The sequence below is a fragment of the Leclercia sp. 119287 genome (assembly GCF_009734485.1).
Lineage (GTDB): Bacteria > Pseudomonadota > Gammaproteobacteria > Enterobacterales > Enterobacteriaceae > Enterobacter > Enterobacter adecarboxylatus_C.
The window spans coordinates 2457236-2483726 of the sequence record NZ_CP046445.1 but is presented as its reverse complement, the minus strand read 5'-3'; the positions used below and the strand labels follow the sequence as shown (position 1 = coordinate 2483726).

25 protein-coding genes and 2 pseudogenes are annotated in these 26491 nt (G+C 58.9%); 21 read left to right on the top strand and 6 right to left on the bottom strand.

From position 1 onward, the window contains the following. Nucleotides 1-5: 5 nt before the first annotated feature. From GNG27_RS11980 to pptA, 9 genes and pseudogenes are all read left to right on the top strand, one after another. Nucleotides 6-1001: an LLM class flavin-dependent oxidoreductase gene (locus tag GNG27_RS11980; protein ID WP_156263825.1), complete on the top strand. Its 996-nt coding sequence runs from the start codon at nt 6-8 to the stop codon at nt 999-1001. Beyond that, nucleotides 998-2119: an amidohydrolase gene (locus GNG27_RS11975; RefSeq protein ID WP_156263824.1), complete on the top strand. Its 1122-nt coding sequence runs from the start codon at nt 998-1000 to the stop codon at nt 2117-2119. The genes GNG27_RS11980 and GNG27_RS11975 overlap by 4 nt, the downstream gene beginning before the upstream one ends. 15 nt (nt 2120-2134) lie before the next feature. Further along, nucleotides 2135-4410: pseudogene (locus tag GNG27_RS23705) on the top strand (NtaA/DmoA family FMN-dependent monooxygenase). A gap of 9 nt (nt 4411-4419) precedes the next feature. Next, nucleotides 4420-4929, top strand: coding sequence for a GNAT family N-acetyltransferase (locus GNG27_RS11960; RefSeq protein ID WP_156263821.1), 510 nt, complete (start codon nt 4420-4422; stop codon nt 4927-4929). Nucleotides 4930-4938: 9 nt separating this feature from the next. After that, nucleotides 4939-5862: an amino acid ABC transporter permease gene (locus tag GNG27_RS11955; protein ID WP_156263820.1), complete on the top strand. Its 924-nt coding sequence runs from the start codon at nt 4939-4941 to the stop codon at nt 5860-5862. Then, on the top strand, nt 5846-6619 hold the full coding sequence (locus tag GNG27_RS11950; RefSeq protein WP_142489532.1) for an amino acid ABC transporter ATP-binding protein: 774 nt from the start codon (nt 5846-5848) through the stop codon (nt 6617-6619). Before GNG27_RS11955 ends, GNG27_RS11950 begins: the two co-directional genes overlap by 17 nt. Nucleotides 6620-6628: 9 nt before the next feature. Continuing rightward, on the top strand, nt 6629-7516 hold the full coding sequence (locus GNG27_RS11945; RefSeq protein WP_156263819.1) for a transporter substrate-binding domain-containing protein: 888 nt from the start codon (nt 6629-6631) through the stop codon (nt 7514-7516). A 39-nt stretch (nt 7517-7555) separates the two neighbouring features. Further along, nucleotides 7556-8176, top strand: a complete 621-nt coding sequence (locus GNG27_RS11940) for a glutathione S-transferase family protein (RefSeq protein WP_156263818.1) — start codon at nt 7556-7558, stop codon at nt 8174-8176. A gap of 32 nt (nt 8177-8208) precedes the next feature. After that, complete coding sequence (pptA, locus tag GNG27_RS11935) at nt 8209-8439, top strand: tautomerase PptA (protein ID WP_142489529.1); 231 nt, start codon at nt 8209-8211, stop codon at nt 8437-8439. A 51-nt stretch (nt 8440-8490) separates the two neighbouring features. Here pptA and GNG27_RS11930 read toward each other — a convergent pair whose 3' ends face one another. Beyond that, the gene (locus tag GNG27_RS11930) at nt 8491-9384 is read right to left on the bottom strand and encodes an ABC transporter six-transmembrane domain-containing protein (protein WP_142489528.1); all 894 of its coding nucleotides are present in this window, start codon (nt 9382-9384) and stop codon (nt 8491-8493) included. A gap of 92 nt (nt 9385-9476) precedes the next feature. Between GNG27_RS11930 and GNG27_RS11925 the strand changes: the two genes are divergently transcribed. Then, nucleotides 9477-10058 carry a TetR/AcrR family transcriptional regulator gene (locus tag GNG27_RS11925; RefSeq protein WP_142489527.1) on the top strand — a complete coding sequence of 194 codons (582 nt, stop codon included), beginning with the start codon at nt 9477-9479 and terminating at the stop codon, nt 10056-10058. A gap of 374 nt (nt 10059-10432) precedes the next feature. Further along, a complete protein-coding gene (locus GNG27_RS11920) occupies nt 10433-11617 on the top strand; it encodes a hypothetical protein (RefSeq protein WP_142489526.1) in 1185 nt (394 codons plus the stop codon). A 258-nt stretch (nt 11618-11875) separates the two neighbouring features. Here the strand turns inward: GNG27_RS11920 and GNG27_RS11915 are convergent, their stop codons facing one another. Continuing rightward, entirely contained in the window at nt 11876-12772 is an 897-nt protein-coding gene (locus tag GNG27_RS11915; RefSeq protein WP_156263817.1) for a LysR family transcriptional regulator, read from the bottom strand. A 129-nt stretch (nt 12773-12901) separates the two neighbouring features. Here GNG27_RS11915 and GNG27_RS11910 point away from each other — a divergent pair, with 129 nt between their 5' ends. The 3 genes from GNG27_RS11910 to GNG27_RS11900 are packed head-to-tail and all read left to right on the top strand — an operon-like array spanning nt 12902 to nt 16557. Then, a complete protein-coding gene (locus GNG27_RS11910) occupies nt 12902-14209 on the top strand; it encodes an MFS transporter (protein WP_156263816.1) in 1308 nt (435 codons plus the stop codon). A gap of 14 nt (nt 14210-14223) precedes the next feature. Next, nucleotides 14224-15291 carry a tartrate dehydrogenase gene (locus GNG27_RS11905; protein ID WP_156263815.1) on the top strand — a complete coding sequence of 356 codons (1068 nt, stop codon included), beginning with the start codon at nt 14224-14226 and terminating at the stop codon, nt 15289-15291. A gap of 3 nt (nt 15292-15294) precedes the next feature. Continuing rightward, nucleotides 15295-16557: a glycerate kinase gene (locus GNG27_RS11900; RefSeq protein WP_156263814.1), complete on the top strand. Its 1263-nt coding sequence runs from the start codon at nt 15295-15297 to the stop codon at nt 16555-16557. Nucleotides 16558-16652: 95 nt separating this feature from the next. Here GNG27_RS11900 and arsC read toward each other — a convergent pair whose 3' ends face one another. From arsC to GNG27_RS11885, 3 genes are read right to left on the bottom strand one after another with little or no spacing between them, the layout of a single operon-like run. Next, nucleotides 16653-17078 carry a glutaredoxin-dependent arsenate reductase gene (gene arsC / locus GNG27_RS11895; protein WP_156263813.1) on the bottom strand — a complete coding sequence of 142 codons (426 nt, stop codon included), beginning with the start codon at nt 17076-17078 and terminating at the stop codon, nt 16653-16655. Nucleotides 17079-17090: 12 nt separating this feature from the next. Beyond that, nucleotides 17091-18380 (bottom strand): arsenic transporter, encoded by a 1290-nt coding sequence (locus GNG27_RS11890; RefSeq protein WP_156263812.1) that lies wholly within the window; start codon nt 18378-18380, stop codon nt 17091-17093. A 43-nt stretch (nt 18381-18423) separates the two neighbouring features. Continuing rightward, a complete protein-coding gene (locus tag GNG27_RS11885; protein ID WP_156263811.1) occupies nt 18424-18744 on the bottom strand; it encodes a transcriptional regulator in 321 nt (106 codons plus the stop codon). A 98-nt stretch (nt 18745-18842) separates the two neighbouring features. On the opposite strand from GNG27_RS11885, the pseudogene GNG27_RS23700 reads away from it, so the two are divergent. The 4 genes and pseudogenes from GNG27_RS23700 to GNG27_RS11875 form a co-directional block, all read left to right on the top strand. Further along, nucleotides 18843-18920, top strand: a pseudogene (locus GNG27_RS23700) (arsenical resistance protein ArsH); the annotation flags it as partial. 2 nt (nt 18921-18922) lie between these two features. Further along, nucleotides 18923-19345 (top strand): hypothetical protein, encoded by a 423-nt coding sequence (locus GNG27_RS23500; protein ID WP_197090520.1) that lies wholly within the window; start codon nt 18923-18925, stop codon nt 19343-19345. 164 nt (nt 19346-19509) lie between these two features. After that, on the top strand, nt 19510-21612 hold the full coding sequence (gene fusA, locus GNG27_RS11880) for an elongation factor G (protein ID WP_156263810.1): 2103 nt from the start codon (nt 19510-19512) through the stop codon (nt 21610-21612). Between the two features lie 16 nt (nt 21613-21628). After that, a complete protein-coding gene (locus GNG27_RS11875) occupies nt 21629-22246 on the top strand; it encodes a serine protease (RefSeq protein ID WP_142489518.1) in 618 nt (205 codons plus the stop codon). Nucleotides 22247-22387: 141 nt separating this feature from the next. On the opposite strand, the gene GNG27_RS11870 is transcribed toward GNG27_RS11875, so the two are convergent. Beyond that, nucleotides 22388-22960, bottom strand: coding sequence for a flavin reductase family protein (locus GNG27_RS11870; protein ID WP_156263809.1), 573 nt, complete (start codon nt 22958-22960; stop codon nt 22388-22390). Between the two features lie 136 nt (nt 22961-23096). Here GNG27_RS11870 and GNG27_RS11865 point away from each other — a divergent pair, with 136 nt between their 5' ends. Genes GNG27_RS11865 through GNG27_RS11855 form a run of 3 tightly spaced genes read left to right on the top strand, consistent with a single transcriptional unit; the run spans nt 23097 to nt 26448 of the window. Then, nucleotides 23097-23789 carry an ABC transporter ATP-binding protein gene (locus GNG27_RS11865; RefSeq protein ID WP_156263808.1) on the top strand — a complete coding sequence of 231 codons (693 nt, stop codon included), beginning with the start codon at nt 23097-23099 and terminating at the stop codon, nt 23787-23789. After that, nucleotides 23786-24754: an ABC transporter substrate-binding protein gene (locus GNG27_RS11860; RefSeq protein WP_156263807.1), complete on the top strand. Its 969-nt coding sequence runs from the start codon at nt 23786-23788 to the stop codon at nt 24752-24754. The genes GNG27_RS11865 and GNG27_RS11860 overlap by 4 nt, the downstream gene beginning before the upstream one ends. 38 nt (nt 24755-24792) lie before the next feature. Continuing rightward, entirely contained in the window at nt 24793-26448 is a 1656-nt protein-coding gene (locus GNG27_RS11855; protein WP_156263806.1) for an iron ABC transporter permease, read from the top strand. Nucleotides 26449-26491 lie beyond the last annotated feature (43 nt).

Here is a 26491-nt window from a genome sequence, read left to right as displayed (position 1 = left end):
GCAACATGTCCTGGCGAATCAGCATTCTGGATAAAAGTCCTGTCGCAGAAAACGAAACGGCCGCCGATGCGCTGTCGCGCACCTTAAGCCTGGCGCAACAGGCCGAAACCCTGGGTTATCACCGCTTCTGGATTGCCGAACACCACAACACCCCGCAGCTGGCGAGTCCGTCGCCTGAGCTGCTGATTGCCTGGATCCTCGGGCAGACCCGTCGCATTCGCGTCGGCTCCGGTGGGGTAATGCTGCAACACTACAGCCCGTACAAAGTGGCAGAGAACTTCAACCTGCTGGCGGCTATCGCCCCCGGGCGTGTGGATCTGGGTGTCGGCAAAGCGCCGGGCGGCCTGCCGCTCTCGACCCGGGCGTTACAGCTCGGCCTCAGCCAGCAGGAGAAGGGCGATTTCGCCGACCAGCTGGCGCAGCTGGATGGCTGGATCAACCCGGCTTCACAGGAGGAGGCGGTTCGTGCCACTCCGTTACCCCAGGTTCCGGCTGCTGGCTTCCTGCTGGGCGCCAGCGCAGAGAGCGCGCGCCTGGCCGCCCGCCTCGACTGGGACTTCGTTTTTGCTGCCCATCTGAATGGCGATCCCGATCTGCTGCGCGAGGTGATTAACACCTGGCGCGTCCATAGCGCCCGGGAGGTGATTGTCGCGGTGCAGGCCATCGTTGCGCCAACCCAGGCGCAGGCCGAGGAGCTGGCCAAATCCGTCGAAGTGTGGGGCGTTGAGCTTGTCAACGGCCAGCGGGTCACCGTTGCCAGCGAGGAGCAGGCTTATGCCTTTGCTCGCCAGGCGGGCAGCGAGCCGCTGCGCATCGCCCGACGCGCCCAGTCGCTGCTGGCGGGTACTGCGGAGTCGGTACTCGAACAACTGGAGGCACTGCATCAGCAGTGGGGCATCGATGAGTTCATCATTGATACCCCGGTTGCCGACGGCACCGCCCGGGTGCAGTCCCTGCGCCTGCTGGCCCAGGCCCGACAGCAGAGGGAGGTGGCCGCATGAGCCTCGAACAACAGCTGATCGCCTGGCGCCGCGAGCTGCACCAGAACCCGGAGCTTTCCGGCGAGGAAGTACAAACCACCGCCCGCCTGCGCCAGTGGCTGGGTGACGCCGGGATCACCGTCCTGCCCTATGACCTGCACACCGGCCTGATCGCCGAGGTGGGGAAGGGTGACAAACAGATCGCCCTGCGGGCCGATATCGACGCCCTGCCGATTGAGGAGCGCAGCGGCGTAGCCTTTACCTCCCAACGCCCGGGCGTCATGCACGCCTGCGGCCACGACATCCACACCAGCGTGATCCTCGGCGCGGCCCTGAAGCTGAAAGCCCGCGAAGACGCGCTTAATGGCCGGGTGCGGATCCTGTTCCAGCCCGCGGAGGAGAACTTCGGCGGCGCAAAGAGTCTGGTGCGCGCCGGAGCCCTGCGCGATATCAGCGCCATCTTCGGCATGCATAACGAACCCGGTCTGCCGGTGGGCAGCTTCGCCACTCGCGGCGGCCCGTTCTACGCCAACGTTGACCGCTTCGTATTTCGCATTACCGGCAAAGGGGCGCACGCCGCCCGTCCGCATGAAGGCAACGACGCCATCCTGCTCGCCAGCCAGCTGGTCACCGCCCTGCAAAGCGTCGCCAGCCGCAACGTGAATACCCTGGATTCGGTGGTGCTGAGTGTGACGCGCATTACCGGGGGCAATACCTGGAACGTGCTGCCGGAGAGCGTCGAGCTGGAGGGGACCCTGCGTACCCATCGCACGGAAGTGCAACAGAACGTGAAGGCCCGGGTGGCCGAAATCGCTGCCGGATTTGCCGCCGCCTTTAACGCGCAGATCGACATCACCTGGTATGCCGGGCCTACCGCGCTGGTTAACGACGCCAACTGGGCCGAGTTTGCCACCTCGGTGGCGCGGGAAACCGGGTATGAGACCCGGCAGGCCGAGCTGCACATGGGCGGGGAGGATTTTGCCGTCTACCTGCAGCAGATCCCCGGGGCCTTTGTCAGTATCGGCAGCGCCAGCCAGTACGGTTTACACCATCCGGCCTTTAACCCGGATGAAGCCTTAATTGAACCCGCCGCGCGTTATTTCGCCCGACTTGCGGAAAAAGCACTGAACCAACTTTAAGGGTAAGGAGGGAATATGTCCGCAACACGACAGCTGCGCCTGGGCACGATTTTGCACGGCGCCTCGGGAAATATGTCCGCCTGGCGTCATCCGGCAGCCCCGGCCGATGCCAGCATCAATTTTAACTTTGTCAAAGAGACGGCCCTCAAGGCCGAAGCGGGCAAGCTCGACTTTATTTTTGTCGCCGATGGCCTCTACATCAACGAGAAGTCGATCCCGCATTTTCTCAACCGCTTTGAGCCCCTGACCGTGCTGTCGGCGCTGGCGACCGTCACATCACGGTTGGGGCTGGTGGGCACCTTATCCACCTCCTACAGCGAGCCCTTCACCGTGGCGCGCCAGTTTGCCAGCCTCGATCACCTGAGCAACGGTCGGGCGGGCTGGAACGTGGTCACCTCGCCGCTGGAAGGTTCAGCGAAGAACTTCTCCCGCGATAAGCACCCGGAACACGCCCTGCGTTACCGCATCGCCGATGAGTATCTCGACGTGGTGAAAGGGCTGTGGGACTCCTGGGAGGGCGACGCCTTTGTGCGTAACAAAGAGACCGGGCAGTTCTTCGACCCTGAAAAGCTGCACACCCTCGATCACCATGGCGATTTCTTCAAGGTGGCCGGGCCGCTGAACATTGGCCGCACGCCGCAGGGCAGGCCGATCGTCTTCCAGGCCGGGGCCTCGGACGACGGCAAAAAGCTGGCAGCGAAACACGCTGACGCCATCTTTACCCACCATGACACCTACGAAGAAGCGCAGGCCTTCTGGCACGACGTCAAAAGCCAGCTCAAACAGCATGGCCGCAGCGCCGATGAGCTGCATATCTTCCAGGGGGTGAGCGTCATCGTCGGGAAAGACGCCGACGACGTGGAGGAGCAGTATCAGACCACTGCCGCGCTGGTCTCCATTAACGATGCTCTCAACTATCTGGGCCGCTATTTTGAGCACCACGACTTCAGCCAGTATCCGCTGGATGAAGCCTTCCCGGACATTGGCGATCTGGGGAAAAACAGCTTCCGCAGCACCACCGATGAGATCAAACGCAACGCCCGGGCGCGCAACTTAACCCTGCGTCAGGTGGCGCTGGAAGCCGCCTCGCCGCGCCCGCGTTTTTCCGGCACCCCGGAACAGGTTGCTGACGGCTTACAGCAGTGGTTTGAGGGCTATGCCGCGGACGGGTTCATCATCCAGGGCGGCACCCCGGATACCTTCCCGCGCTTTGTGGATCAGGTGGTGCCGCTGTTGCAGGCGCGCGGCCTGTTCCGCACCGAATACCCCGGCACCACCCTGCGTGAGAGCCTGGGATTAGACCAGCCCGTTAATCAGTTCACACAACAATAACGCACACAACAATAAGAGAACCTGCCATGAAAAAATCATCGCTTATTCTGGCGCTCGCGCTGGCCTTTACCCCTGCCGTCTGGGCAGAGAACGTCAACATTAACGGCACCGGGGTCAGCCTCGAGGCCAACAAAACGCCGATCAACACCGCAAAAAATCCGCAGGCCATCGCTCAGCTGCCCGCCAGCTTTAAGCCGGTAGTGCCGGGGAAATTTACCGTGGCGATTGCCGGGCTCAGCCAGCCGCCGCTGACGGTGTTTGCCGATGACAACAAAACCCTGATTGGCAGCGAGGCCGATATCGCCCGTCTGGTGGCCGACAGCCTCGGGCTGGAGCTGAACGTGGTGCCCACCTCCTGGGAAGACTGGCCGCTGGGGGTGACCTCCGGCAAATACGACGCGGCGATCAGCAACATCACCGTCACCAAAGAGCGTAAAGAGAAGTTCGATTTCGCCACCTACCGGAAAGATTCCCTGGGCTTCTACGTGAAATCCACCAGCCCAATCAAGAAGCTCGAGAAGGCGGAAGACATCGCCGGGCTGCGGATTATCGTTGGCTCCGGTACCAACCAGGAGGCGATTCTGCTGGCGTGGGATGCGGAAAATCAGAAGAAAGGGCTGAAGCCGTTCACCCCTATCTACACCAAAGATGATGCCGCCCAGACCCTGGCCCTGCAATCCGGTCGCGCGGACGCCTACTTTGGCCCGAACGTGATTGGCGCGTGGAAAGCGGCCCTCAACGGTAAAACCAAACTGGTGGGCAGCGTCGACGGAGGCTGGCCGAAAGCGGCGCATATCGCCGTGACCCTGAAAAAAGGCAGTGGCCTGGCCGAGCCGGTGCAGACCGCCCTGAACGGCGTGATCAATAACGGCGACTATGACAAGGTGCTGAACCGCTGGGGTGAAGGCGTGGAGCGCATCCCGAGTTCCGAAGTGAATCCGGCCGGCCTTGGCGACTAAGGAGATCCCATGAGCGACCATTTTCGTGACGTATCGCCCGAGGACGCCGATCTTCAGCCCATCATTGAGGGGCTGTTCGGCGAGTACGCGGCGCGCTACGGCGACTACTTCTCTAAAGATGCCGAGATCGAGCTGACCGAGTGGTATCTGGCGCCGCAGGGGCTGTTTATTGTCCTGGAGCGCGACGGAAAAATCATCGCCACCGGGGCTTATAAACCCTTCGATGGGCAGACCGCCGAGATCAAACGGATCTGGACCGACAAATCCCTGCGCCAGCAGGGACTTGCCGCCCGGGTGGTGCAGGAGCTAGAGCGCCGGGCGGTACTGGCCGGTTACAGCCAGATCTACCTCACCACCGGCTTTCGTCAGCCGGAAGCGGTGCGGCTCTACCTGAGCCAGGGCTACGCGGCGCAGTTCGACCTGACCCGCGACCCGGAAGAGTACAGCCAGCCGCCGTTCGACGGACGGCTGCGCTTCACCAAAACGCTGGTACGCGAAGCGTTCAGTAAATCGGCATGAGGAACGACGATGAACAACGTTGAAACCATCAAAGTGGTCCCGGCGCGCTACCCGTTGCGCACGGTGGGGGCGATCGTTGCGCTGTTTGTGCTGGCGGTTGTCATTCAGTCGGTAGCCTTTAACCCACGCTGGGAGTGGAGCGTGTTCGCGCGCTGGTTCTTAGACCCGGTGATCCTGGAAGGGGTGGGGCAGACGCTGCTCCTGACCCTGATCGGCACCGCGCTCAGCGTGGTGATTGGCGGCATGCTGGCCCTGGCCCGGCTCTCCTCCTCGTGGCTGCTGAGCAGCCTCGCCTGGGGCTATATCTGGCTGTTCCGCTCCCTGCCGCTGATTGTGGTGCTGATTATCCTCTACAACTTCTCCTATCTGTACGACACGCTGTCGCTCGGCGTGCCGTTCACCAGCATCACCTGGGGCAGCTTTGAGACCATCAACGTGCTGGGGCAGTTCTCCACAGCCGTTGTCGGCCTGACGCTGGTGCAGAGCGCCTATACCGCGGAGATCATTCGCGGCGGCTTCCTGGGGGTCGATCACGGCCAGTATGAAGCGGCGGCCGCGCTGGGTTTGCCGGCCTCGCGCTGCACCCTGCGCATCATCCTGCCGCAGGCGCTGCGCACCATTCTGCCGTCCGGGTTCAACGAAATCATCAGCCTCGCCAAGGGCACGGCGATGGTTTACGTCCTGGCGATGCCGGAGCTGTTCTATACCATCCAGATGATCTACAACCGCACCCAGGAGGTGATCCCGCTGCTGATGGTCGGTGCCGTCTGGTATCTGGTGATCACCACCGTGCTCTCCGCCATTCAGCATCTGGTTGAACGTGCTCTGGCCCGCAGCGAGCGCCGCTCGGCGGTGAACACCTCCCGCGCCACCCGCACCCGTTCCGTTACCACCCAAACCACACAGGAGCCTGTCCATGCGAGCCTCTCCTGAAGGACATATTTCCATTACCGGCGTCAGCAAGTTTTTTGGCCGGCACAAGGCGCTGGATAACGTCTCGCTGGAGATCCCGCCGGGCTCGGTGACGGTGATCCTCGGCCCGTCCGGCTCCGGTAAATCCACACTGCTGCGCACCATTAACCACCTCGAGCGCGTTGATGAAGGTTTTATCCAGATAGACGGGGACTACATCGGCTATCGCCGGGAGGGCAACACGCTGTACGAGCTGAAGGAGAAAGCGATCCTCAAACAGCGCATCAACGTGGGCTACGTGTTCCAGAACTTCAACCTGTTCCCGCACCTGACGGTGCTGGAGAACCTGATTGAGGCGCCGATTGCCCACAAACAGCTGAGCCGAAAAGAAGCGGTCGATCGGGCCTACGATCTGCTGGACGTGGTGGGGCTGCGCGATAAGGCCGACGCCTGGTCGCGGCACCTTTCCGGCGGGCAGCAGCAGCGCATCGCCATTGCCCGTGCCCTGGCATTACGCCCACGAGTGATGCTGTTTGATGAACCGACGTCCGCCCTTGACCCCGAGCTGGTGGGCGAGGTGCTGGACGTGATCAAAAAGCTGGCCCGCTCCGGCACTACCCTGGTGGTGGTGACCCATGAGATCGGCTTCGCCCGGGAAGTGGCGGACCAGGTGGTGTTTATGGTCGATGGCAAAATTGTCGAACAGGGGAGCAGCGACGAGGTGTTGAACCGTCCGTCCCACGCCCGAACGCGGCAGTTCCTGTCCAAAGTGCTGTAAGGAGAGAAGATGAAAAAGGGATTACTGGCGTTGTTAATGGTGGCGTCCACAAGCCACGCCGCCATTGATTTACAGGCGAACGAGCAGCCGCTGCCGGTGAGGGTGGATAAGCAGGCGGTGGCGAAAATCCCCGCAAACTATAAATTTGTCGAACCGGGCACCTTAACCGTCGCCATTTCGGCGCTGAACTCGCCGCCGCTGGCGCTGCTGTCCAGCGATAACCGTACCCGCATCGGCAGTGACCCGGATATCGCCCGGCTGCTGGCGGGCAGCCTCGGTTTAAAACTCAAGCTGGTGCCGACGGCGTGGGAAGACTGGCCGCTGGGCATCACCTCCGGGCGCTACGACGTGGCGCTGGTCAACATTGCGGTGACCGAGCAGCGTAAACAGAAGTTTGACTTCGCCACCTATCGCGTCGATAACCTGGCCTTTTCAGTGAAATCCACCAGCGAGGTGCAGTCGATCAAGAGCGCCGCCGATCTGGCGGGTAAAAAGGTGATTGTCGGCTCCGGCACCAACCAGGAGCGTATTCTGTTGGGATGGAACGAAGAGAACAAAACCGCCGGGCGCGAGCCTGCGCTGCCGGTCTACCTCACCGACGACGCCTCAGGCAATCTTTATATCCAGTCCGGCAGGGCGGACGTGTTCTTTGGCCCGCAGTCGGTATCGGCTTATAAAGAGGCCCTGACTGGTAAAACCCGGGTAGTGGGCTTAGGGCCGAAAAAAGCGTATGTCGCCACCACCACCAAAAAGGGTAACGAGCTGGTGTATGCCCTCCAGGCGGCGCTCGACGGGGCCATCCAGCGCGGCGAATACCAGAAGGTGCTGGCGCGCTGGGGCGAACAGGGCGAGGCGGTGGCGCAGTCGGAGGTTAACCCGCCCGGGATAACCTACTGAGGCTGCTCTACACTTAAGGCTTTGACCGAGGTATAGCCGATGATCAAAGTCTATGGCGTTCCCGGCTGGGGCTCAGCCATCAGTGAAGTGATGCTGACCCTCGCCGATATTCCGTATCAGTTTATCAACGTCGACGGGTTCGATAAGCCGGGTGCCACGCGCGAACTGCTCGAAAAACTGAATCCCCTGTGTCAGGTGCCGACCCTCGAGCTGGAGAACGGCGAGATCATGACGGAAACGGCAGCCATTGCGCTGCTGGTGCTGGATCGCTGTCCCGATCTGGCACCTCCCGTCGGGCACGCAGATCGCCAGCAGTTTCAGCGCCTGCTGATCTGGCTGGTGGCCAACGTCTATCCCACCTTTACCTATGCAGACTACCCCGAACGCTGGGCACCCGACGCCCCGGAGCAGCTGCAACAAAACTGCCGTGAATACCGTAAATCGCTCTACCTTTGGCTGGATAACCACCTCAAAGCCGCGCCCTGGGCCTTTGGCGAGCAGATCACCCTTATCGACTGCTATTTGTGCGTGATGCGTATCTGGGGGCCTCGCCCGGACTGGTTTGCCGCCAACACGCCGAACATTACCGCCATTGCCGATAGCGTGTGCAAGCTCCCGAAACTGCACAAGGTGCTAAAAGACAACGAGATACTCTGCTAGTCTGGAATGCTTACTCAAAAGGAGCCCTGCACATGCCACACGTCAATATCAAATGTTTTCCCCGCGATCTGAACGACGAGCAAAAAACCGCGCTGGCGGCAGATATCGCCGAGGTGATTACTCGCCATCTGAACAGTAAAGATCGCTCTATTTCGGTGGCGCTGAACGAAGTTCAGGAAGCCGACTGGAAAGCGCAGGTCTGGGATACGGAGATTGGTCCGAAGCTGGATGAGTTGATTAAAAAGCCGGGCTATTCGATGTAAAAGCAGTAAACGTATCCCCCGCATCGGCAAGATGCAGGGGATAAAAGCTGATTAAAGGGTACTGGTATTAACCCGCTTGCCAATATCTTTTAGCTGAGAATACTTTTCCAGTAATTGCGGTCCGTCATCCAGACTCATGGCAAACATCCACATATAGGTCATGACCGAATAGATATGCCCGGCATCCAGCCCGCCTTCGAACGACATGGTCATTATGGTGCTGGCGAATAAAATCGCCGTCACGGAACCGATGGCTAAATAGCCAAATGCTTCCCGATCCGACAGTTTAATTCTGAGCCGCGCCAGCACATCATAGTGCCTGGACAGTGACATTCTGGACGCGTTATTCACGAACGCCACCTCTTTTTCCAGCCGATCGTTCAGCCTCAGGAATAATGCTTCGTTCCTGCGGGTGAAGCCCGGTAAAAACAGGGCAAAAAAGATCAGAATGAACAGACAGGCGACGCCGGTCCAGAACTGCAGCAGGAGCAGCATCACTGCGGCACCGATGATTGAAGCGACAGAGGTCACCAGTACCGGCAGATGTTTCTCGAAGAAATCGACAAATTCCCGCGACAGCGCCACGCGGGCCGCAATCGTTGAAGCGCTGTGCTGTTCTTCACGTTGGGCAAGGATGACCGGAACGGCCAGTTCGGCATAAATGCGCGCAAATGTCCGGGTATCAATGCTGCGTCTTGCCGCGCCAATCGCCCACATCACAAAAACCATCACCGCATAAAGGACGGCATGTAACGCCTGGCCGGAGATGATGGCATTGATCGCAAACCCCGCCAGCAGGGGATAGAGCAGCATGGTGACGTTTTCAGCCGCCACCAGTAAGAAGGTCAGAATGAGTTTTCGGCTATGTCGTTGGCCCAGCAGTTTGAGCGTTTTGACCGCGCTGTTTGATACTGCGGCAGGAGCCGCATTTTTTAAGGTAAGCATACAATTTTCTGTTAAGATAAATTTGAGCGGTTGCTCAAATTTGTAGGGCGAGTCTATTTGAGCACTTGCTCAAAGTCAATGTGGGCGTGTAGATGAAAGAAGCAAAAGAGACGTTAAAAGCCAGGATTCTGGACGGGGCTATCGCACTATTTCTGGAGAAGGGGATCGCCAACGTTACCACGCGTGAGTTGACCGAGTCGTTAGGGATCTCACGCAGCCATATTTATCATTACTTCAGCAACTGGCAGGCCTTGTGTATTGCGGCGCTGGATCGTTTTATGCGCGACGAGCTGGAGACATTTACGCGTGAAGTCGCGGGGTTATCCTCCGCGCAAAAAATGGAGCGCCTGGTCGCCGATTTTCTGCCCTTTGAGCAGGATGCCGCCTGGCAGCTGTATGGCGCCACGTGGCAGTTAGCGCTGCATAATGACGCTTACGCCGAATTCGTTGAGGCCATTATGCAAGCGTGGAGCGAACGGGTTCGCGACATTATTGAGGAAGGTGTGGGGAATAGAACCTTCCGCGAGTGCGACCCCAGCCGCACCACGCGACAGCTGATTTCGCTCCTGAGCGGTTATGACGAATTTTTGGGCGTCAGACCTTCGGCGGAAAAATGCGCGATGGTCGAAGCCGATATTGCCGATTTTATCCAACGATTTATTTATAAGGCGTAGGGGCCGGGTAAGGCGCAGCCGCCACCTGGCAAACAGGCCGCACGAAGTGACTTATCCTGTTTCGGATGCTAAAAAAAGCGTTGATTTGACCTCGAGATCCGAATTTTGCAATTATCAAAAAAATACTCTTCTGATTTTAGTTAGGGCGAGATAAAGACATACCTATTGCTTATTAGTATTCTCCGACCCCTTTAGGTTTTTAATAGTAGTATAAAAAGTCGAGCAACTACCATTTATGGTGGATTTATAAGTCTGCGCCTAAGAAAAAAGACTTCAACATGTGGTTCCTAAGCATTAAAATGTCCACGCTAAAAATTATCAAAAAATAGTAAATTAAAGTTATTATAAAATTGCCAATGGATGATACAGATCATATGAAAAAGAAAATTTTAGCTACCACGTTACTTACGTTGGTTTCCGCTGTTCTGGTAGGGTGTGGCGATAAGCAACCGGAATGTACTTCCGAGGCCTTTTCTAAAGCTATTGTCGATCGTGTTGGTGATAACTTATTCCGCAACTACAATGATACCGACGTTAAATTTAAGGATAAGGACGACTTAATCGCCCGTAACCATATTGAATTAAGAAACGTAAAAGAGGTTTCTGCAGATGAAAAAGCGCAGTCGAAGGTATGCTCTTTTGACATTAGCATCCAGCCAGTAGGCCCCTTAACCACCCGTTTTGAATCCAGAAACCATCAGGCCAGCGTCTTAATTGATAATAACGGTAAGGAAGTTATCTCCGCAGCGTCTAATTTAGGGCATTCGTTGATGGAAGATCCTGACATTGCTGAACGGGGTAAACCGTCCAAAGAGCAACAAGAAGCCCTTGATGCCTATAAGAAACAAAAGGAAGAACAAGAAAAGAAAGCGGCTGATTTCAAAAAACAGGTTCTTGCCGTACCAGCAGAAGATTACAAATTCATCAGCGATGAGGATTTTACCTGGCTGTATCTGGCGCGAGCTAAAAACATTGATAATAAAGAGATGCTTAACCTTGTTGATGCCAAATATTATAATGAGCAAGATGAGTTTAAGAAGCGCGATATCGAAAAAACCGCCATTCCGGCCATGCTTGATAAACTTGAAGAATATAAAAAAATCAAGTATATAAAATTTATATCAGCAGAGCGTGACCCTAAGGGGCAATTCCCTACCGTTTCGGGTGGGCCTGTGATGGTGAAATTTTTACCCGGTATTTTCCCTGAGAAGTATAACTTTGAAAAACAGGTTTACACTCTGACTTTGGACGGATGCCCTGATGTACCCAGCATTAAAAATCTCATGGTTAATACTCAGAATGTCATGATGGCCTGGGATACGGAAGCCTCACTCACAACATGCCAGATCAAACCTAAAGATGAAGCGGAAGCGCGTGCCTGGAATGACATCTTCCAGACTGAAAAAAGCCAGTATGGACATAATAACTATGGTGTGGTTTATTTCGCACTGAACGATGAGCTCGATGATTCTGGTCATCTCAAGTCTGTCCTGATCCGCGCGGATGTTAATTATAATGGCGAGCAGCCGCTGAAATTAACGACGCAGTTAAAGAATTAATGTTGTAGTCACTACAGGGGTTGAATGGCTTATTATTCAGCCCCTTTTTTACAGGCCGTATAACCTTTCTCTATATTAAAAGTCCATGAGCCGATCGCGCGATCTTGACTTTTAGCGATATAAACAGGCTTAAACTCTCATCCCAACATTAAAGCGGGAATATTTCACCTCTGAACGTTGATACCTCTTTTTATAGAGTTAGCACGTCCCCTGCTGCACGTTCTTATACGTTCCATAGAGTATCTAGGGGGCAAAATTCTATCCATACAGCTCCGGATGCTCCCGCAACATCGCCAGCATATTATCCCGTATCTCATCCTGCGCACCGGCCATCCATACCGCCTCCAGCGGCATCCCCATCTGCTCCGCGCCGTTCAGCTGCACAAACTTCACCCCCGGCATCAGATAGCGGCTGCTCCACGCCGGGACAATCGCCAGGCCAATGCCCGCCGCCACCAGGTTGATAATGGTCTGCTTTTCGTCCGCCATTTGTGACACCGTCACTTCAATGCCCGCTTTATGGAACAGGTTCATGGTCAGATCGTGGCTGTGCGGGCGCGAACGCCGCTCCGGCAGGATCATCGGCATTCCTTCCAGCTCGGCGATATCGACCCTTTCCCGGTCGGCAAACGGATGGCGGGCCGGCAGGGCAAGGATGCCGGGCTCATTGCATAAAAACGCCCGGCCAAACTGAGGATCCAGCTGCGCGGGCGGGCGAATAAACACCAGATCCAGCCTGCCGCTTTTCAGCTTCGGCAGCAGATGGACGGTCTTGTCTTCGAAGAGCTGGATCTCCACCGTCGGGTAGTGCTGGCGAAACAGCTGCAGCAATCCCGGCAGCAATCCGATGGCCGCGCTGTCGATAGTCCCGACGCGTAAAAGCGGCTGCGCCCGGCGCGGATTTTGACGAAATTGCAACATAATAGCGTCGGCGTGGGCGAGCAGCTTTCGCGCCTCTTCCCGCAGCAAAACGCCATTCTCCGTGAGCGCCACCCGGCGGGTTGAACGCGTGAATAGCCGCGTGCCAAGTGCCTCTTCTAAAAGACGAATATTCCTTCCCAGGGCAGAGGGCAGCATATCCAGCCGCTGTGCCGCCTGACCGAAATGCAGGGTTTCTGCCACCGCCAGGAAACAGCGCAGGTGTTGTAGTTCCATTTTGGCTCGCTCGTGATTATTGCATTTTTTTGTATAAACCGATGCGCATGATCATGCAAGAAATATCAGCATACTCATCAAGGCAGCCCGACTGCGTACCCTACAAAATAATTATGAGGAACACCTCACATGACCTGCACAATCGAACAACGGGTCATGCGCAAGATCACCTTGCGCATCGTACCCTTCATCATGCTGTTGTATTTCATCGCATTCCTCGACCGCGTCAATATCGGTTTCGCGGCGCTCACCATGAACGCCGATCTCGGCTTCTCCCCGGCGGTGTTTGGCTTCGGGGCCGGGATCTTTTTCCTCGGCTACTTCCTGTTTGAGGTGCCGTCTAACCTGATCCTGCACAAGGTTGGGGCGCGCATCTGGATTGCCCGGGTGATGATCACCTGGGGGCTGGTCTCCGGCGGCATGGCTTTTGTCCAGGGCACTACCAGCTTCTATACCCTGCGTTTCCTGCTCGGCGTGGCGGAAGCAGGCTTCTTCCCGGGGATCATCCTCTACTTAAGCTACTGGTTCCCGGCGCAAAAGCGCGCCCAGGTGACGGCCATCTTTATGGCCGCGGCGCCTATCTCCACCGCGCTCGGCTCGCCTATTTCCGCCGCACTGCTGGAGATGCACGGCATGATGGGCTTTGCCGGCTGGCAGTGGATGTTTGTCCTCGAAGCGGTGCCAGCGGTGATCCTCGGCGTGGTGGTGCTGTTCTGGCTGACCGACCGCCCGGAAAAGGCGAAATGGCTCAGCGAAGAGGAGCGCGGCTGGCTGATTGCCACCCTGCAACGTGAGCAGGCGGCGAAACAGGCCACGGCGCAGCACAGCGTCTGGAAAGGGCTGCTCGATAAGCGCGTTCTGGCCCTGTCGCTGGTCTACTTCGGCACTTCCGCCGGGCTCTATACCCTGGGCATCTGGTCGCCGCAGATCATCAAAACTCTCGGCGTCTCCTCCATGACCGTCGGCCTGCTGAATGCGATTCCGGCGGTGCTGGCAGTGGCAGCGATGGTGCTCTGGGCGCGTCATTCCGACAAAACCGGCGAACGCTCGTGGCACGTGATTGCCGCCTGTATCGTCGCGGCGGCCGGGCTGTTTATGGCGGGCAGTACGACGAGCATTGTCGGGGTGATCCTTGCGCTGACCATCGTTAACTGCGGCATCAGCGCCTCCAAACCCCCGCTGTGGAGCATGCCAACCCTGTTCCTTTCCGGTTCGGCGGCGGCGGCGGGTATCGCCACCATCAACTCACTCGGCAATCTGGGCGGCTTTGTCGGTCCGTTCATGATTGGCCTGATCAAGCAACAGACCGGGAGTTACACCTGGGGACTGTGGTTTGTCGCCGGGCTGCTGATCCTCTCCTCAATCGTGGTGCTGTGGCTCTCGGCGTCCAGCCGCAAGGCGCAGGCCAGCGAAACATTAATTCAGTCAAAACATTAATTTAAGGAAAAACCATGAAAGATTACGCCATTGCAGCTATCCCCGCAGACGGTATCGGCCCGGAAGTGATCACCGCAGGTGTTGAGGTTTTACACGCGCTGGCTCAGCGTCAGGGCGATATGCGTTTCTCGGTGCACACCTTCGAGTGGGGCTCGGATTACTACAAAACCCACGGGGTGATGATGCCTGAAGACGGGCTGGAGCAGCTCAAAGCCTTCGACGCCATCTACTTCGGTGCGGTAGGTGCCCCGGACGTGCCGGATCACATCACCCTCTGGGGGCTGCGCCTGCCGATCTGCCAGGGCTTCGACCAGTATGCCAACGTCCGTCCGACCAAAATCCTGCCGGGTATTCAGTCCCCGCTGCGCAAGGCGGTACCGGGTACCCTCGACTGGGTGATCGTGCGCGAGAACTCGGAAGGGGAATATTCCGGCCACGGCGGTCGCGCCCACCGCGGCCTGCCGGAAGAGGTGGGTACCGAGGTGGCGATTTTCACCCGCACCGGGGTGACGCGCATCATGCGCTACGCCTTCCGCCTGGCGCAGACCCGTCCGCGCAAGCTGTTAACCGTGGTCACTAAATCCAACGCCCAGCGTCACGGGATGGTGATGTGGGACGAGATCGCCGCCGAAGTGGCCCGCGAGTTCCCGGACGTCACCTGGGACAAAATGCTGGTGGATGCCATGACCGTGCGCATGACCCTGCACCCGGAGTCGCTGGACACCATCGTGGCGACCAACCTGCACGCCGATATCCTCTCCGATCTGGCGGGTGCCCTGGCGGGCAGTCTGGGGGTGGCCCCCACCGCCAACATCGATCCGGAGCGGCGTTTCCCGTCGATGTTCGAACCGATCCACGGCTCGGCGTTTGATATCACCGGCAAGGGCATCGCCAACCCGGTCGCCAGCTTCTGGACCGCGGCGCAGATGCTTGAGCATCTGGGCGAGGGCGAGGCTGCTGCACGTCTGATGGCCGCCGTCGAGGCCGTCTGCGCGAAGGGCATCATGACCCCGGACGTGGGCGGTACGGCCAATACCCGCGAGGTCACTCAGGCGGTGATCCGCGCCATCGCAGAAGGCTGACCTATGGCTCAACACGACGACAGCGCCCTGCGAGGGGCGCTTACTGAGATCTTCATGGCAGCGGTGAAGAGTGCCGACCCCCATGAGGCGTTGATTAACGCGCTGCCGGAGAAACCACGAGGGCGCTGCATGGTGGTTGGCGCGGGGAAAGCCAGCGCCGCCATGGCCGCCGCGCTGGAGGCCGCCTGGCCGGACGTCGATCTGCAGGGCGTGGTGGTGACACGCTACGGTCACGCGGTGCCGACGCAAAAAATCCGCATCGTCGAGGCGGCGCACCCGGTCTCGGATGCGATGAGCGAAGTGGCTTCGATGCTGATGATGGAGCAGGTCAAGCACCTCACCGCCGACGACTGCGTGGTTGCGCTGATCTCCGGCGGCGGCTCGTCGCTGCTGGCCCTGCCGCGCAAGGGCATCACCCTGGCCGATAAGCAGGCGGTGAACAAAGCGCTGTTGAAGAGCGGGGCGACCATCCATGAGATGAACACCGTGCGCAAGCAGCTGTCGGATATCAAGGGCGGACGGCTGGCGCTGGCCGCCAGACCCGCCCGGGTGATCACCCTGATCATCAGCGATGTGCCCGGGGACGATCCCCAGAGCATTGCCTCCGGCCCGACGGTGGCGGACAGCTCCACGGCGGAAGAGGCGCTGGAGATTATCGCCCGCTATGGCCTGGATCTGCCGGAACCGGTGATGCGGGTGCTGCGCATGCCGCGAGCCCCGGTGACAGCAAAGGAAATAGACGACGATATCCGCCTGATCGCCACCCCCTCCGGCGCGCTGGCCGCTGCCGCCGACGTGGCGCAGCGGATGGGTTTCACACCCTTGATTCTGGGGGATGCCCTGGAGGGGGAAAGCGCCCAGCTGGGTATTATGATGGCCGGGATCGCCAAATCGGTGAAGCAGCACGGCCTGCCGGTGAAAGGCCCGGCAGTATTACTCAGCGGTGGGGAAACCACGGTCACCATCGGCGAGACGGGCTGCGGGCGCGGCGGGCGCAACACCGAATTTCTGCTGGCGCTGGCCTGTGCGCTGAAGGGTGAGGAGGGGATTTACGCCATCGCCGGAGACAGCGACGGGATTGACGGCACCGAGGATGCGGCGGGCGCAATTGTCACCCCGGATACGCTGAGCCGCACTTCGCTGGACGCGAAGGCGATGCTGCGGGGGCATGACAGCTACAGCTACTTTGCCGCGGCGGGGGATCTGGTGGTGACCGGCCCGACATTAACCAACGTGAATGATATTCGGGTGATGTTGATTACCTGATGTGGGTTTTGCCGGGCGGCAGCTTCGCTTTGCCCGGCCTACAACACCGATCCCGTAGGCCGGGTAAGGCGAAGCCGCCACCCGGCGTTTTTGCTTTATCCCAGTCGCTTCCCGGTGCTATCAACGACTTTTTCACCGTCTTCTTTTGTGAATTCACCTTGCTGCGGATCAGGAAGAATATCCAGCACCAGTTCCGAAGGGCGACACAACCGGGTACCCCGCGGGGTTACAACGACAGGTCGGTTAATCAGAATCGGGTGTTGCAGCATAAATTCAATCAGCTGTTCATCTGTGAACCGATCGTCAGACAAACCCAGCTGCTCATAAGGTTCAACATTTTTACGCAACAAGGCCCGGACGGCGATCCCCATATCGGTAATGAGTTTCACCAGCTCATCCCGTGACGGCGGGGTTTCAAGATAATAAATAATGGTCGGTTCGTTGCCGCTATTGCGGATCATCTCCAGCGTGTTACGTGACGTACCGCAGGCCGGGTTGTGATAGATGATAATGTTGCTCATATCTGGATCTCATTACAAAGTGACAGAGAGCCGCAACGCCAGCGCGGCCAGAGTGATAAACAGCACAGGCAAGGTCATGATAATGCCGGTACGGAAGTAATATCCCCAGGTGATGGTCATATTTTTTTGAGAAAGAACGTGCAGCCACAGCAGCGTCGCCAGGCTACCGATAGGGGTAATCTTCGGCCCTAAATCGCAGCCGATGACGTTGGCATAGATCATCGCCTCTTTGATTACGCCGGAAGCCGTACTCCCGTCAATCGACAATGCGCCAATCAGCACCGTCGGCATGTTATTCATTACTGATGAGAGAAATGCCGTCAGGAAGCCGGTACCCAGCGTTGCCGCCCATAAGCCTTGCTCTGCCAGCATGTTCAGCACGCCGGAAAGATAATCTGTCAGCCCGGCATTGCGCAGGCCATAGACCACCAGATACATCCCCAGCGAGAAAATAACGATCTGCCACGGGGCGCCACGCAATACTTTCCCGGTATTAATGGCATGGCCCCTTTTCGCCACGATAAACAGAATCACCGCGCCAGCAGTCGCAATTGCACTGACCGGGATCCCCAGCGGCTCAAGGACAAAGAAACCGGCAAGCAACAACAGCAGGACAATCCAGCCGGCGCGGAACGTCGCCGGATCTTTAACCGCACTGGCAGGGGTTTTCAGCAGTGAAACGTCATAGGTCGCCGGGATATCTTTACGGAAGAAGAGATGCAGCATCGTCAGCGTGGCGGCAATAGCCGCGATATCGACTGGGATCATGACCGACGCATAGTCAGTAAAGCCCAGACCGAAGAAGTCAGCAGAGACGATATTCACCAGGTTGGAAAGAATAAGCGGCAAACTGGCGGTGTCGGCGATAAAGCCTGCGGCCATCACAAAGGCCAGGGTTGTGCCCGGACTGAACCCCAGCGCGAGGAGCATGGCAATGACGATAGGGGTCAGGATTAGCGCCGCACCGTCGTTCGCAAACAACGCGGCCACTACTGCGCCCAGCAGCACAATCCAGGTGAACAGCAAACGCCCGCGCCCGTTACCCCAGCGAGCAACATGCAGCGCAGCCCATTCAAAGAACCCGGATTCATCGAGCAACAGGCTGATGATGATCACTGCGATAAAGGTCGCCGTCGCGTTCCAGACGATATTCCAGACCACCGGAATATCATCAACATGAATAACGCCGAACGCCAGCGCCAGCACCGCACCAATGCTCGCACTCCAGCCAATGCTAAGCCCTTTGGGCTGCCAGATGACCAGTATCAGCGTCAGTAGAAAGATTATCCCTGCCAGTAACATCCCTAACTCCATTACATATGGTTAAGTGTATGTGATTTGCGTTTTAACAGGATGAGCAGGCTGACTGTACCAGCCATCCGCGAACCTCATCCCGCATGCAATGCCATGCAGTGGTAATGGTCTCTGCTGCCCATGCCGGCATATGGGGTGACAAACGATAGTGGATCCATTTTCCTTCCCGGCGATCGAGAACCAGCTCAGCCTCGCGTAAGATCGCCATGTGTCGCGATATTTTTGGCTGCGATTCAGTAGTCGCTCCACAGATATCACAGACGCACATTTCCCCGGATTCCCTGAGTAGCATAACGATCGCCAGCCGGGTTTCATCCGACAGTATTTTGTACAGCTGGACAGGTTGTAGCATTTCCCACTCCGATACGCTTAGAATACACATATGCTAAACCATATGTGTAAAGTTTGAAATCACCTGTTCTCTCTGGAGGAGAAAAAATGGAACAGCCGTTTTGCCGCGAAGAGGCGGGCCGTCTGCTGACTGCGATGGGTGCGGAGGTCAAAATGTTTAACCCCTCCGGAATGCCTCAATGGTGGATATGGTGACCATTGATACGTCGCCCACTCATCTCCCCGTGTTCGAGCCGGAAACCGATACTCTGTGCCGGTACTGTCAGGAACTTACTCAACTGACAATGAGTGGCATGCTGACAAGCGAGCAGCAGCGTGTGATTGAAGATTTGCTGTTTGAACTGGTGAGTTATTTTAGCGACAGGCTAAAAGCCCCTCGCTGGCTGCGGACAGAGCAGGGCGATATGAAATCAATTCAGGTAGACAAAGAAGACGTAACCGCTGTTACTGGCAGGCTAACAAGGCAGACGGCAATGTCTCTACAGCGGAGGCCTTACTTAAGGGGCTCCCGGTTAAATAATTGGCCATATGGATTAAGTCCTGGCGCGGATGCCGGGCGGCAGCTTCGCTTTGCCCGGCCTACAACGACACCGGTCCCGTAGGCCGGGTAAGGCGCAGCCGCCACCGCCACCCGGCGTTGCAGCGCGGTCTGCTTCCCTCACCGTAAATCACCCGTCCCCACTTTGACAGGGCACTACACTGATCTACATACCTGCACGCGCTCACCCGGCGCGTGATTGTCATGTCCATTAAAGAAGGATGCATCATGATCCGGCCCATTCATCTAGAGCGTTATCGCAACATCGGTATCTCGGCGCACATCGATGCCGGAAAAACCACCACCACCGAGCGCATCCTGTTTTATACCGGGGTGAGCCACAAGATGGGGGAAGTCCATGATGGCGCGGCGATCACCGACTGGATGGCGCAGGAGCAGGAGCGGGGCATTACCATCACCTCGGCGGCGGTGAGCTGCTTCTGGTCCGGCATGGACCGCGGCTTTGAGCCGCACCGGATCAACATTATCGACACCCCCGGCCACGTCGATTTCACCATTGAGGTGGAACGCTCCATGCGCGTGCTGGACGGGGCGGTGATGGTCTACGACTCGGTGGGCGGGGTGCAGCCGCAGTCGGAAACCGTCTGGCGGCAGGCCAATAAGTACCGGGTGCCGCGCATCGCCTTCGTCAACAAGATGGACCGTCCGGGAGCCGATTTCTTCCACGTGGTGCAGATGATGATCGACCGGCTGAAAGCCCACCCGGTACCGATTGTGATCCCCATCGGTGCCGAGGATCATTTCACCGGGGTGGTGGATCTGATCCACATGCGGGCCATTATCTGGGATGACGCCACCCAGGGGATGACCTTCAACTATGCCCCGGTGCCAGATGAGCTACTAACCACCGCGCAAACCTGGCGGGATAAAATGGTCTCGGCGGCGGCGGAAGCCAGCGACGACCTGATGGATAAATACCTCGAAACCAACGATCTCGACGAGGCGGAGATTATTCGCGGCCTGCGCAAACGCACGGTGGCCGGGGAGATCCAGCCGATGCTGTGCGGCAGCGCCTTCAAAAATAAAGGGGTGCAGCGGATGCTGGATGCGGTGATTGAGCTGATGCCGTCGCCCCTCGACGTTCCCGCCATTGACGGGGTGGATGAGAAAGGGCAGCACGCCGAGCGTCACCCCAACGACGATGAACCCTTCTCGGCGCTGGCGTTCAAGCTGATGTCCGACCCCTACGTCGGGCAGCTGACCTTTATCCGCGTCTACTCCGGGGTGCTGAAAAAAGGCGACGCGGTCTTTAACCCGGTGAAGGGCAAAAAAGAGCGCATCGGGCGCATCGTGCTGATGCATGCCAACGACCGGCATGACGTCGAAGAGCTGCGGACCGGGGATATCGCTGCCTGCGTCGGGCTGAAGGATGTCACTACCGGCGATACCCTGACCGACCCCAACGCGGTGATTACCCTCGAGCGGATGGAGTTCCCGGACCCGGTGATCTCCCTCTCCATCGAGCCGAAAACCAAAGCTGACCAGGAGAAAATGGGCATCGCGCTGCACCGGCTGGCGGCGGAAGATCCCTCCTTCCACCTGCATACCGACGAAGAGTCCGGCCAGACCATTATCTCCGGGATGGGGGAACTGCACCTGGAGATCATTGTCGACCGCATGCGGCGCGAGTTCGGCGTTGAGGCCAATATCGGCCGTCCACAGGTCACCTACCGGGAAACCATCCGCAGGGCGGTAAACGACATCGAAGGCAAGTTTGTCCGCCAGTCCGGCGGGAAAGGGCAGTACGGTCACGTGGTGCTGAGCCTCGAGCCGCAGGCGCCGGGCAGCGGTTTTGCCTTTGTCGATGCCACCAAAGGCGGGGTGGTGCCGCGGGAGTATATCCCGTCGGTGGAGAAAGGGCTGCGCGAAGCGATGAACAGCGGCGTGCTGGCGGGATATCCGGTGGTCGATGTCAAAGCGACCCTGACCTTTGGCTCCTATCACGACGTCGACTCCTCGGAGATGGCCTTTCGCATGGCGGCGATATTCGGCTTTAAGGACGCGGCGCGCAAAGCCGATCCGGTCATTCTCGAGCCGATGATGCACGTGGAGGTTGAAACTCCGGAAGAGTATGCCGGGAATATTATGGGCGATCTCTCCTCCCGGCGCGGGCTGGTGCAGGGGATGGAGGAGCAGTTCGGCAGCCAGATTATCCGCGCCGACGTGCCGCTGGCGGAGATGTTCGGTTACGCCACCACGCTGCGCTCCATGTCCCAGGGGCGGGCAACCTACAGCATGGAGTTCCACCATTACGCCGAGGCTCCGCGTATCGTGGCCGATGAGATCATCGCCGGGCGGTCGAAAAGGTAGGGCCGAGGGGTGAACCATGAAGCGTCTGCATTATGCTCTCGCCGCACTCATGGCACCCCTTACACTGCTGGGGTGCGTGGTGATGTCCGGCACCAGCCGCACTGACTTTTCCGCCACGAAACAGGCGGATCTCGTCTTTATCGGCCTGCCTGCGCCGCTGAACTGGCTTGCGGCCGGGATGCAGGGCACCACCTTTGCGGTCTCAAGCACGCTGTCGCTTACCGCCGCCCACGTCGCGGTGCCGTTGCTGAAGCCCATCAGGGCGCAACATCCGGCCTGCGACGTGGCGGTGATTGCCGATAACAACCGGGGCAAGATCGTGCATCAGCTGGCCTGGGCCAGGGTCGGGCGCAACGTTACCCTGTTCGGCTACAGCGCTATCAATAGTCTGCCTAAATCCAGCATGGGAAAAATCGACGGCTTCGTGAAGCGTGACGGCTGCTACTACGGCATCATCACCGGGGCGGGGGCGGTGTCCGGCATGTCCGGCGGGCCGGTCATCGACAGCCTGACCGGGGAGACGGTGGGCATCATCACTAACGTCATCCCCGGCAAAGGGGCGGTGGCGTTCGTCGCGGTCCAGGATTTTACCAACCTGCTGGACCGGATGCGCATCCCCTATAAGACCTATTAGACGATATTTACGACAGTGCAAGACCTGCAACGCCGGGTGGCGGCTGCGCCTTACCCGGCCTACGTGTCCCGTGCTCGTGTAGGCCCGTGCAAGCGCAGCGCCGCCGGGCAAAATCCGGCGCCTGAGTAAACACGGGTTATTTCACTCAGGCGCTTTCACCTGCCTGCCGCTGGTGACGAAGGTCCCCGCGCCAAGGTGATGCAGGGTATTGCGCTTATCGTCATCAAACTGCCAGCGTCCGGCGACAAACGCCTGCTCATCCGCCGCGGCAGAGACCACCTCACCAAACAGGGTGTCATACTTTTCCGCCGCCGAGGTGGCGGGCAGCAGACGGCACTCCATCCACGCCAGGCACTTCTCCTCGATCACCGGCAGGCCCAGCACCGGACCGTTGATGGCCGGAATACCGTAGCAGTTGAACTTATCCTCATCGCGGCCGCTGACGCTACCCACCGCGTAGGTCCAGTTGGTCGCCGCCACGCCGGGAATGACGATCCCGAACATGCCGCTGCGCTCAATCAGCTCCCGTGACCAGGCGCTTTTATCCACCACGATGGCGATCCGCGGTGGCTCGAACTCCACCGGCATTGACCAGGCGGCGGCCATCACGTTGCGCCGATCAAGGGTGTCGTCGCGGCTGGTAATTAAAACGGTCGGGCCGTGATTTAACAGGCGGCTGGCGTGCATTAACTCAACGGGGCGGAAGTGGCTCATAGAAATTCCTCATAAATAGCATCAGAGCATTAAACGTCTGAAAGCCATTGGAAATCAATACGCAACATTTACGTCATGTATACGTCACATAAGCTGCCTACAGTGGCGAGCATCAAATCCCAAAGAGGATAACAATATGCTCACTTCCATAACGCTCAAAGGCGTCTCCTACGCTTTTGGCGCGAATACCGTTTTGAATCAAATCGATCTGCATATCGAGCCGGGTAGCGTGGTTGCGCTGCTGGGGCCCTCGGGCTGCGGCAAAAGCACGCTGTTGCGTCTGCTGGCAGGGTTAACCCAGCCCGCGCAGGGGACGATCCATTTTGGCGAACGGCTGGTGGCGAAAACCGGCTGGGCCTTGCCGCCGGAAGCCCGGGACATCGGCATGGTGTTCCAGGATTACGCCCTCTGGCCGCATATGACCGTGGCACAGAATGTGATGTTCCCGCTGAAGATGCGCCAAATCCCGCGTCAGGAACGCGACAGCCGCGTGGCTCAGGCATTGGCCCGCGTCGGCTTAAGCGATTTCGCCGACCGCAAACCCGCCGGGCTCTCCGGCGGGCAGCAACAGCGCGTGGCGCTGGCCCGGGCGATTGTCGCCGAGCCGCGGGTGCTGCTGTTCGACGAGCCGCTCTCCAACCTCGACAGCGAACTGCGTGGAACCTTGTGTCACGAGATGGCCACGCTGCTGCGCCAGCTCGGCACCACCGCCGTCTATGTTACCCACGACCGCCGGGAGGCTGAAATCCTGGCCGATCGCATCGTGCATTTGTCTGCTGGCAGCGTCGCTGCCGATCGTTTGATTACATCCTCAGGGGAGTTCGCATGAAAGCTGCATTGTCCGTCAAAAAAGGAGTTCTGTTAGCCATGGCGTTATCGTCCGTAATGATGTCCAGCGCCCACGCGCTGACCGTCTACACCGCCGGCCCGGGGTCGCTCGCCAAAAGCCTCGCCAGCGGTTTTGAAAAGAAAACCGGCGTGAAGGTGGATATCTTCCAGGCCACCACCGGCAAGGTGATGGCCCGCCTCGAGGCGGAACAGGCCAATCCGCAGGCCGATATTCTGATCTCCGCCTCCTGGGATACCGCAGAAGATCTGCACAACCGCGGCTGGCTGCTGCCGTACCAGAGTGCCAATGCTGCGAAGGTGCCCGCAGACCTGAAATCAGACGACTATGTGGCGCAGGGCATCTCGGCCTTAGGCATTGTCTGGAACACCAAAAGCGGCACCCCGGAGCCGAAAGAGTGGCGCGATCTGACCACCGACGCCTTCAAAGACAAAGTGACCACCCCGGACCCGGCGCTCTCCGGCGCCTCGCTGGATCTGCTGATCGGGCTGCAAAATGGCATGGGCGATAAGGCCTGGACCCTGTTTGATGAGCTGAAAAAGAACGGCATGGTGGTCAGCGGCCCGAATGCCCAGGCGGTAACGCCGGTAATGCAGGGGGCGAAAGCGGCGGTGTTCGGCGCGGTGGATTACGTGTCGTATGGCAACATCAGCCAGGGCGAATCCCTGAAGGTGATCTTCCCGGCCAGCGGGACGGTGATTGCCCCGCGCCCGATGATGATCCTCAAATCCACCCAGCACGCGGAGGATGCCAAAGCCTTCGTCGATTACGTCCTCTCCCCTGAAGGCCAGGCGATGGTGGCCGATGCCTGGCTGATGCCCGCCCGCGGCGACGTGCAGGCTAAGCGTCCGCTGCTCAACGATCTGAAAATCCTGCCGACCAAAAGCGACGGTACAAGCGAACGCAGCGATATCCTCAAGCGTTTCAACACGCTCTTCACCTTATAATCATGTGACGGGGGCAACCCCGTCTTCAGGACTGCTTTGTGAATCCTAAATACTTGTCGGTGACGACGCTGGCGCTACTGGTGATCCTGGTGGCGTTTCCGCTGGTCTTTATTCTGCTGCAGGCGGTGTTTCCGCAGTTCAGCGCCGGGGTCTTCTCCGGGGCCTTTAGCGGCGTTGCGACGCTGCTGGCCGAACCGCAATTGCCCACCATGCTGGGCGGTACGCTGCAGGTGGCCGTCGGCGTGGCGCTGGTCAGCGCGTTGATTGGCTTTCCCCTCGGCGTGGCGCGCGGGCTGCTGAACCTGCCGCTGCCCCGGCTGTGGGATCTGCTGTTTCTGATCCCGTTTTTAACCCCGCCTTATATCGCCGCGCTGTCGTGGATGCTGGTGCTGCAAACCAATGGCTATCTGCAACAGCTCACCGGGTTCAACCTGAATAATCTGCTGTTCAGCCAGACCGGGATTGTGCTGGTGATGGCCCTGAATATCTTCCCGGTGGTCTATTTCGCGGTGTCGCGCAGCCTGCTGGCCAGCGGGCAGCGTCTGGCCCTGGTGGCGCGGGTTCACGGCGCGACGCCGGGGCGGGCGTTCTGGCATATCACCCTGCCGATGCTTTCGCCGTCGCTGGCGGCGGGGATGCTGCTGGCCTTTACCCTGGCGATTGAAGAGTATGGCGTGCCCGCCGCGCTCGGCACCCGTGCCGGGGTGATGATGCTGACCACCGATATCGAGAAAAAACTCGCTGAATGGCCGATCGATCTCTCCGGCGCATCGATGCTCTCGGTGGTGCTGGTGACCATCGCCCTGAGCGCCTGGTGGTTGCAGAAAAGACTGACCGGCCATCAGGATGTGACCAGCATTACCGGCAAACCGACGGAGAACATGGGGGCGGATGCAGGGGGCTTTACCCTGCCGGTGGTAGCGCTGCTGGCGCTGACCGGGCTTATCGCGGTGATCCTGCCGGGGGCCTCGATGGCCTTGTCCGGGGTGCTGGGCACCTTATCGGGCGGGGTGGCGCTCGCCAATCTGACCGGCGCTCACTATGTGGCGCTATTCAGCCAGCAGGGGGATGCCCTGTCGGCGCTGGGCACCAGCCTGTCGCTGGCGCTGGGGGCGGCCTGTATTACCGGGCTGCTCGGCCTGCTGGCCGCCTGGCTGGTGGTGGTGCAGAAGATCAAAGGGCGCGGCGTGCTGGATGCCCTGTCCCTGATGCCCGCGGCGTTACCCGGCGTGGTGGTGGGCGTGGGGCTGATCCTGCTGTGGAACCAGCCGTTCTGGCCGGTCACGCCCTATAACAGCTGGGCGATCCTGCTCCTGTCCTATTGCTGCCTGCTGCTGCCGTGGCCGGTGCGCTATGTCGGAAGCGCGCTGCGCCAGCTGGGTGGGAATCTGGAGCCTGCCGCGCGGGTACATGGCGCGTCGGCGTTGCAGGCCTTGCGCTTTATCGTCCTGCCGCTGGTCTCCCCGGCGATGCTGGCGGCGATGCTGATGGTATTCGCTATCGCCTCGCGCGAGCTGGTCACCTCGCTGCTGCTGGCCCCGGCGGGGACGCAAACCGTGTCGGTGTTTATCTGGCGGCAGTTCGAGCAGGGATCCGTCGGACAGGGGATGGCGATGGCTACGCTGACGCTGCTTACCGGGCTGGTATTAATGCTGACGGCGCTGGGGATCATGCAACGCACAACGCGCGGGTAAAAAGCACATTTGCGACAGTGGTTGAGGAAAAATAGTTTATAAA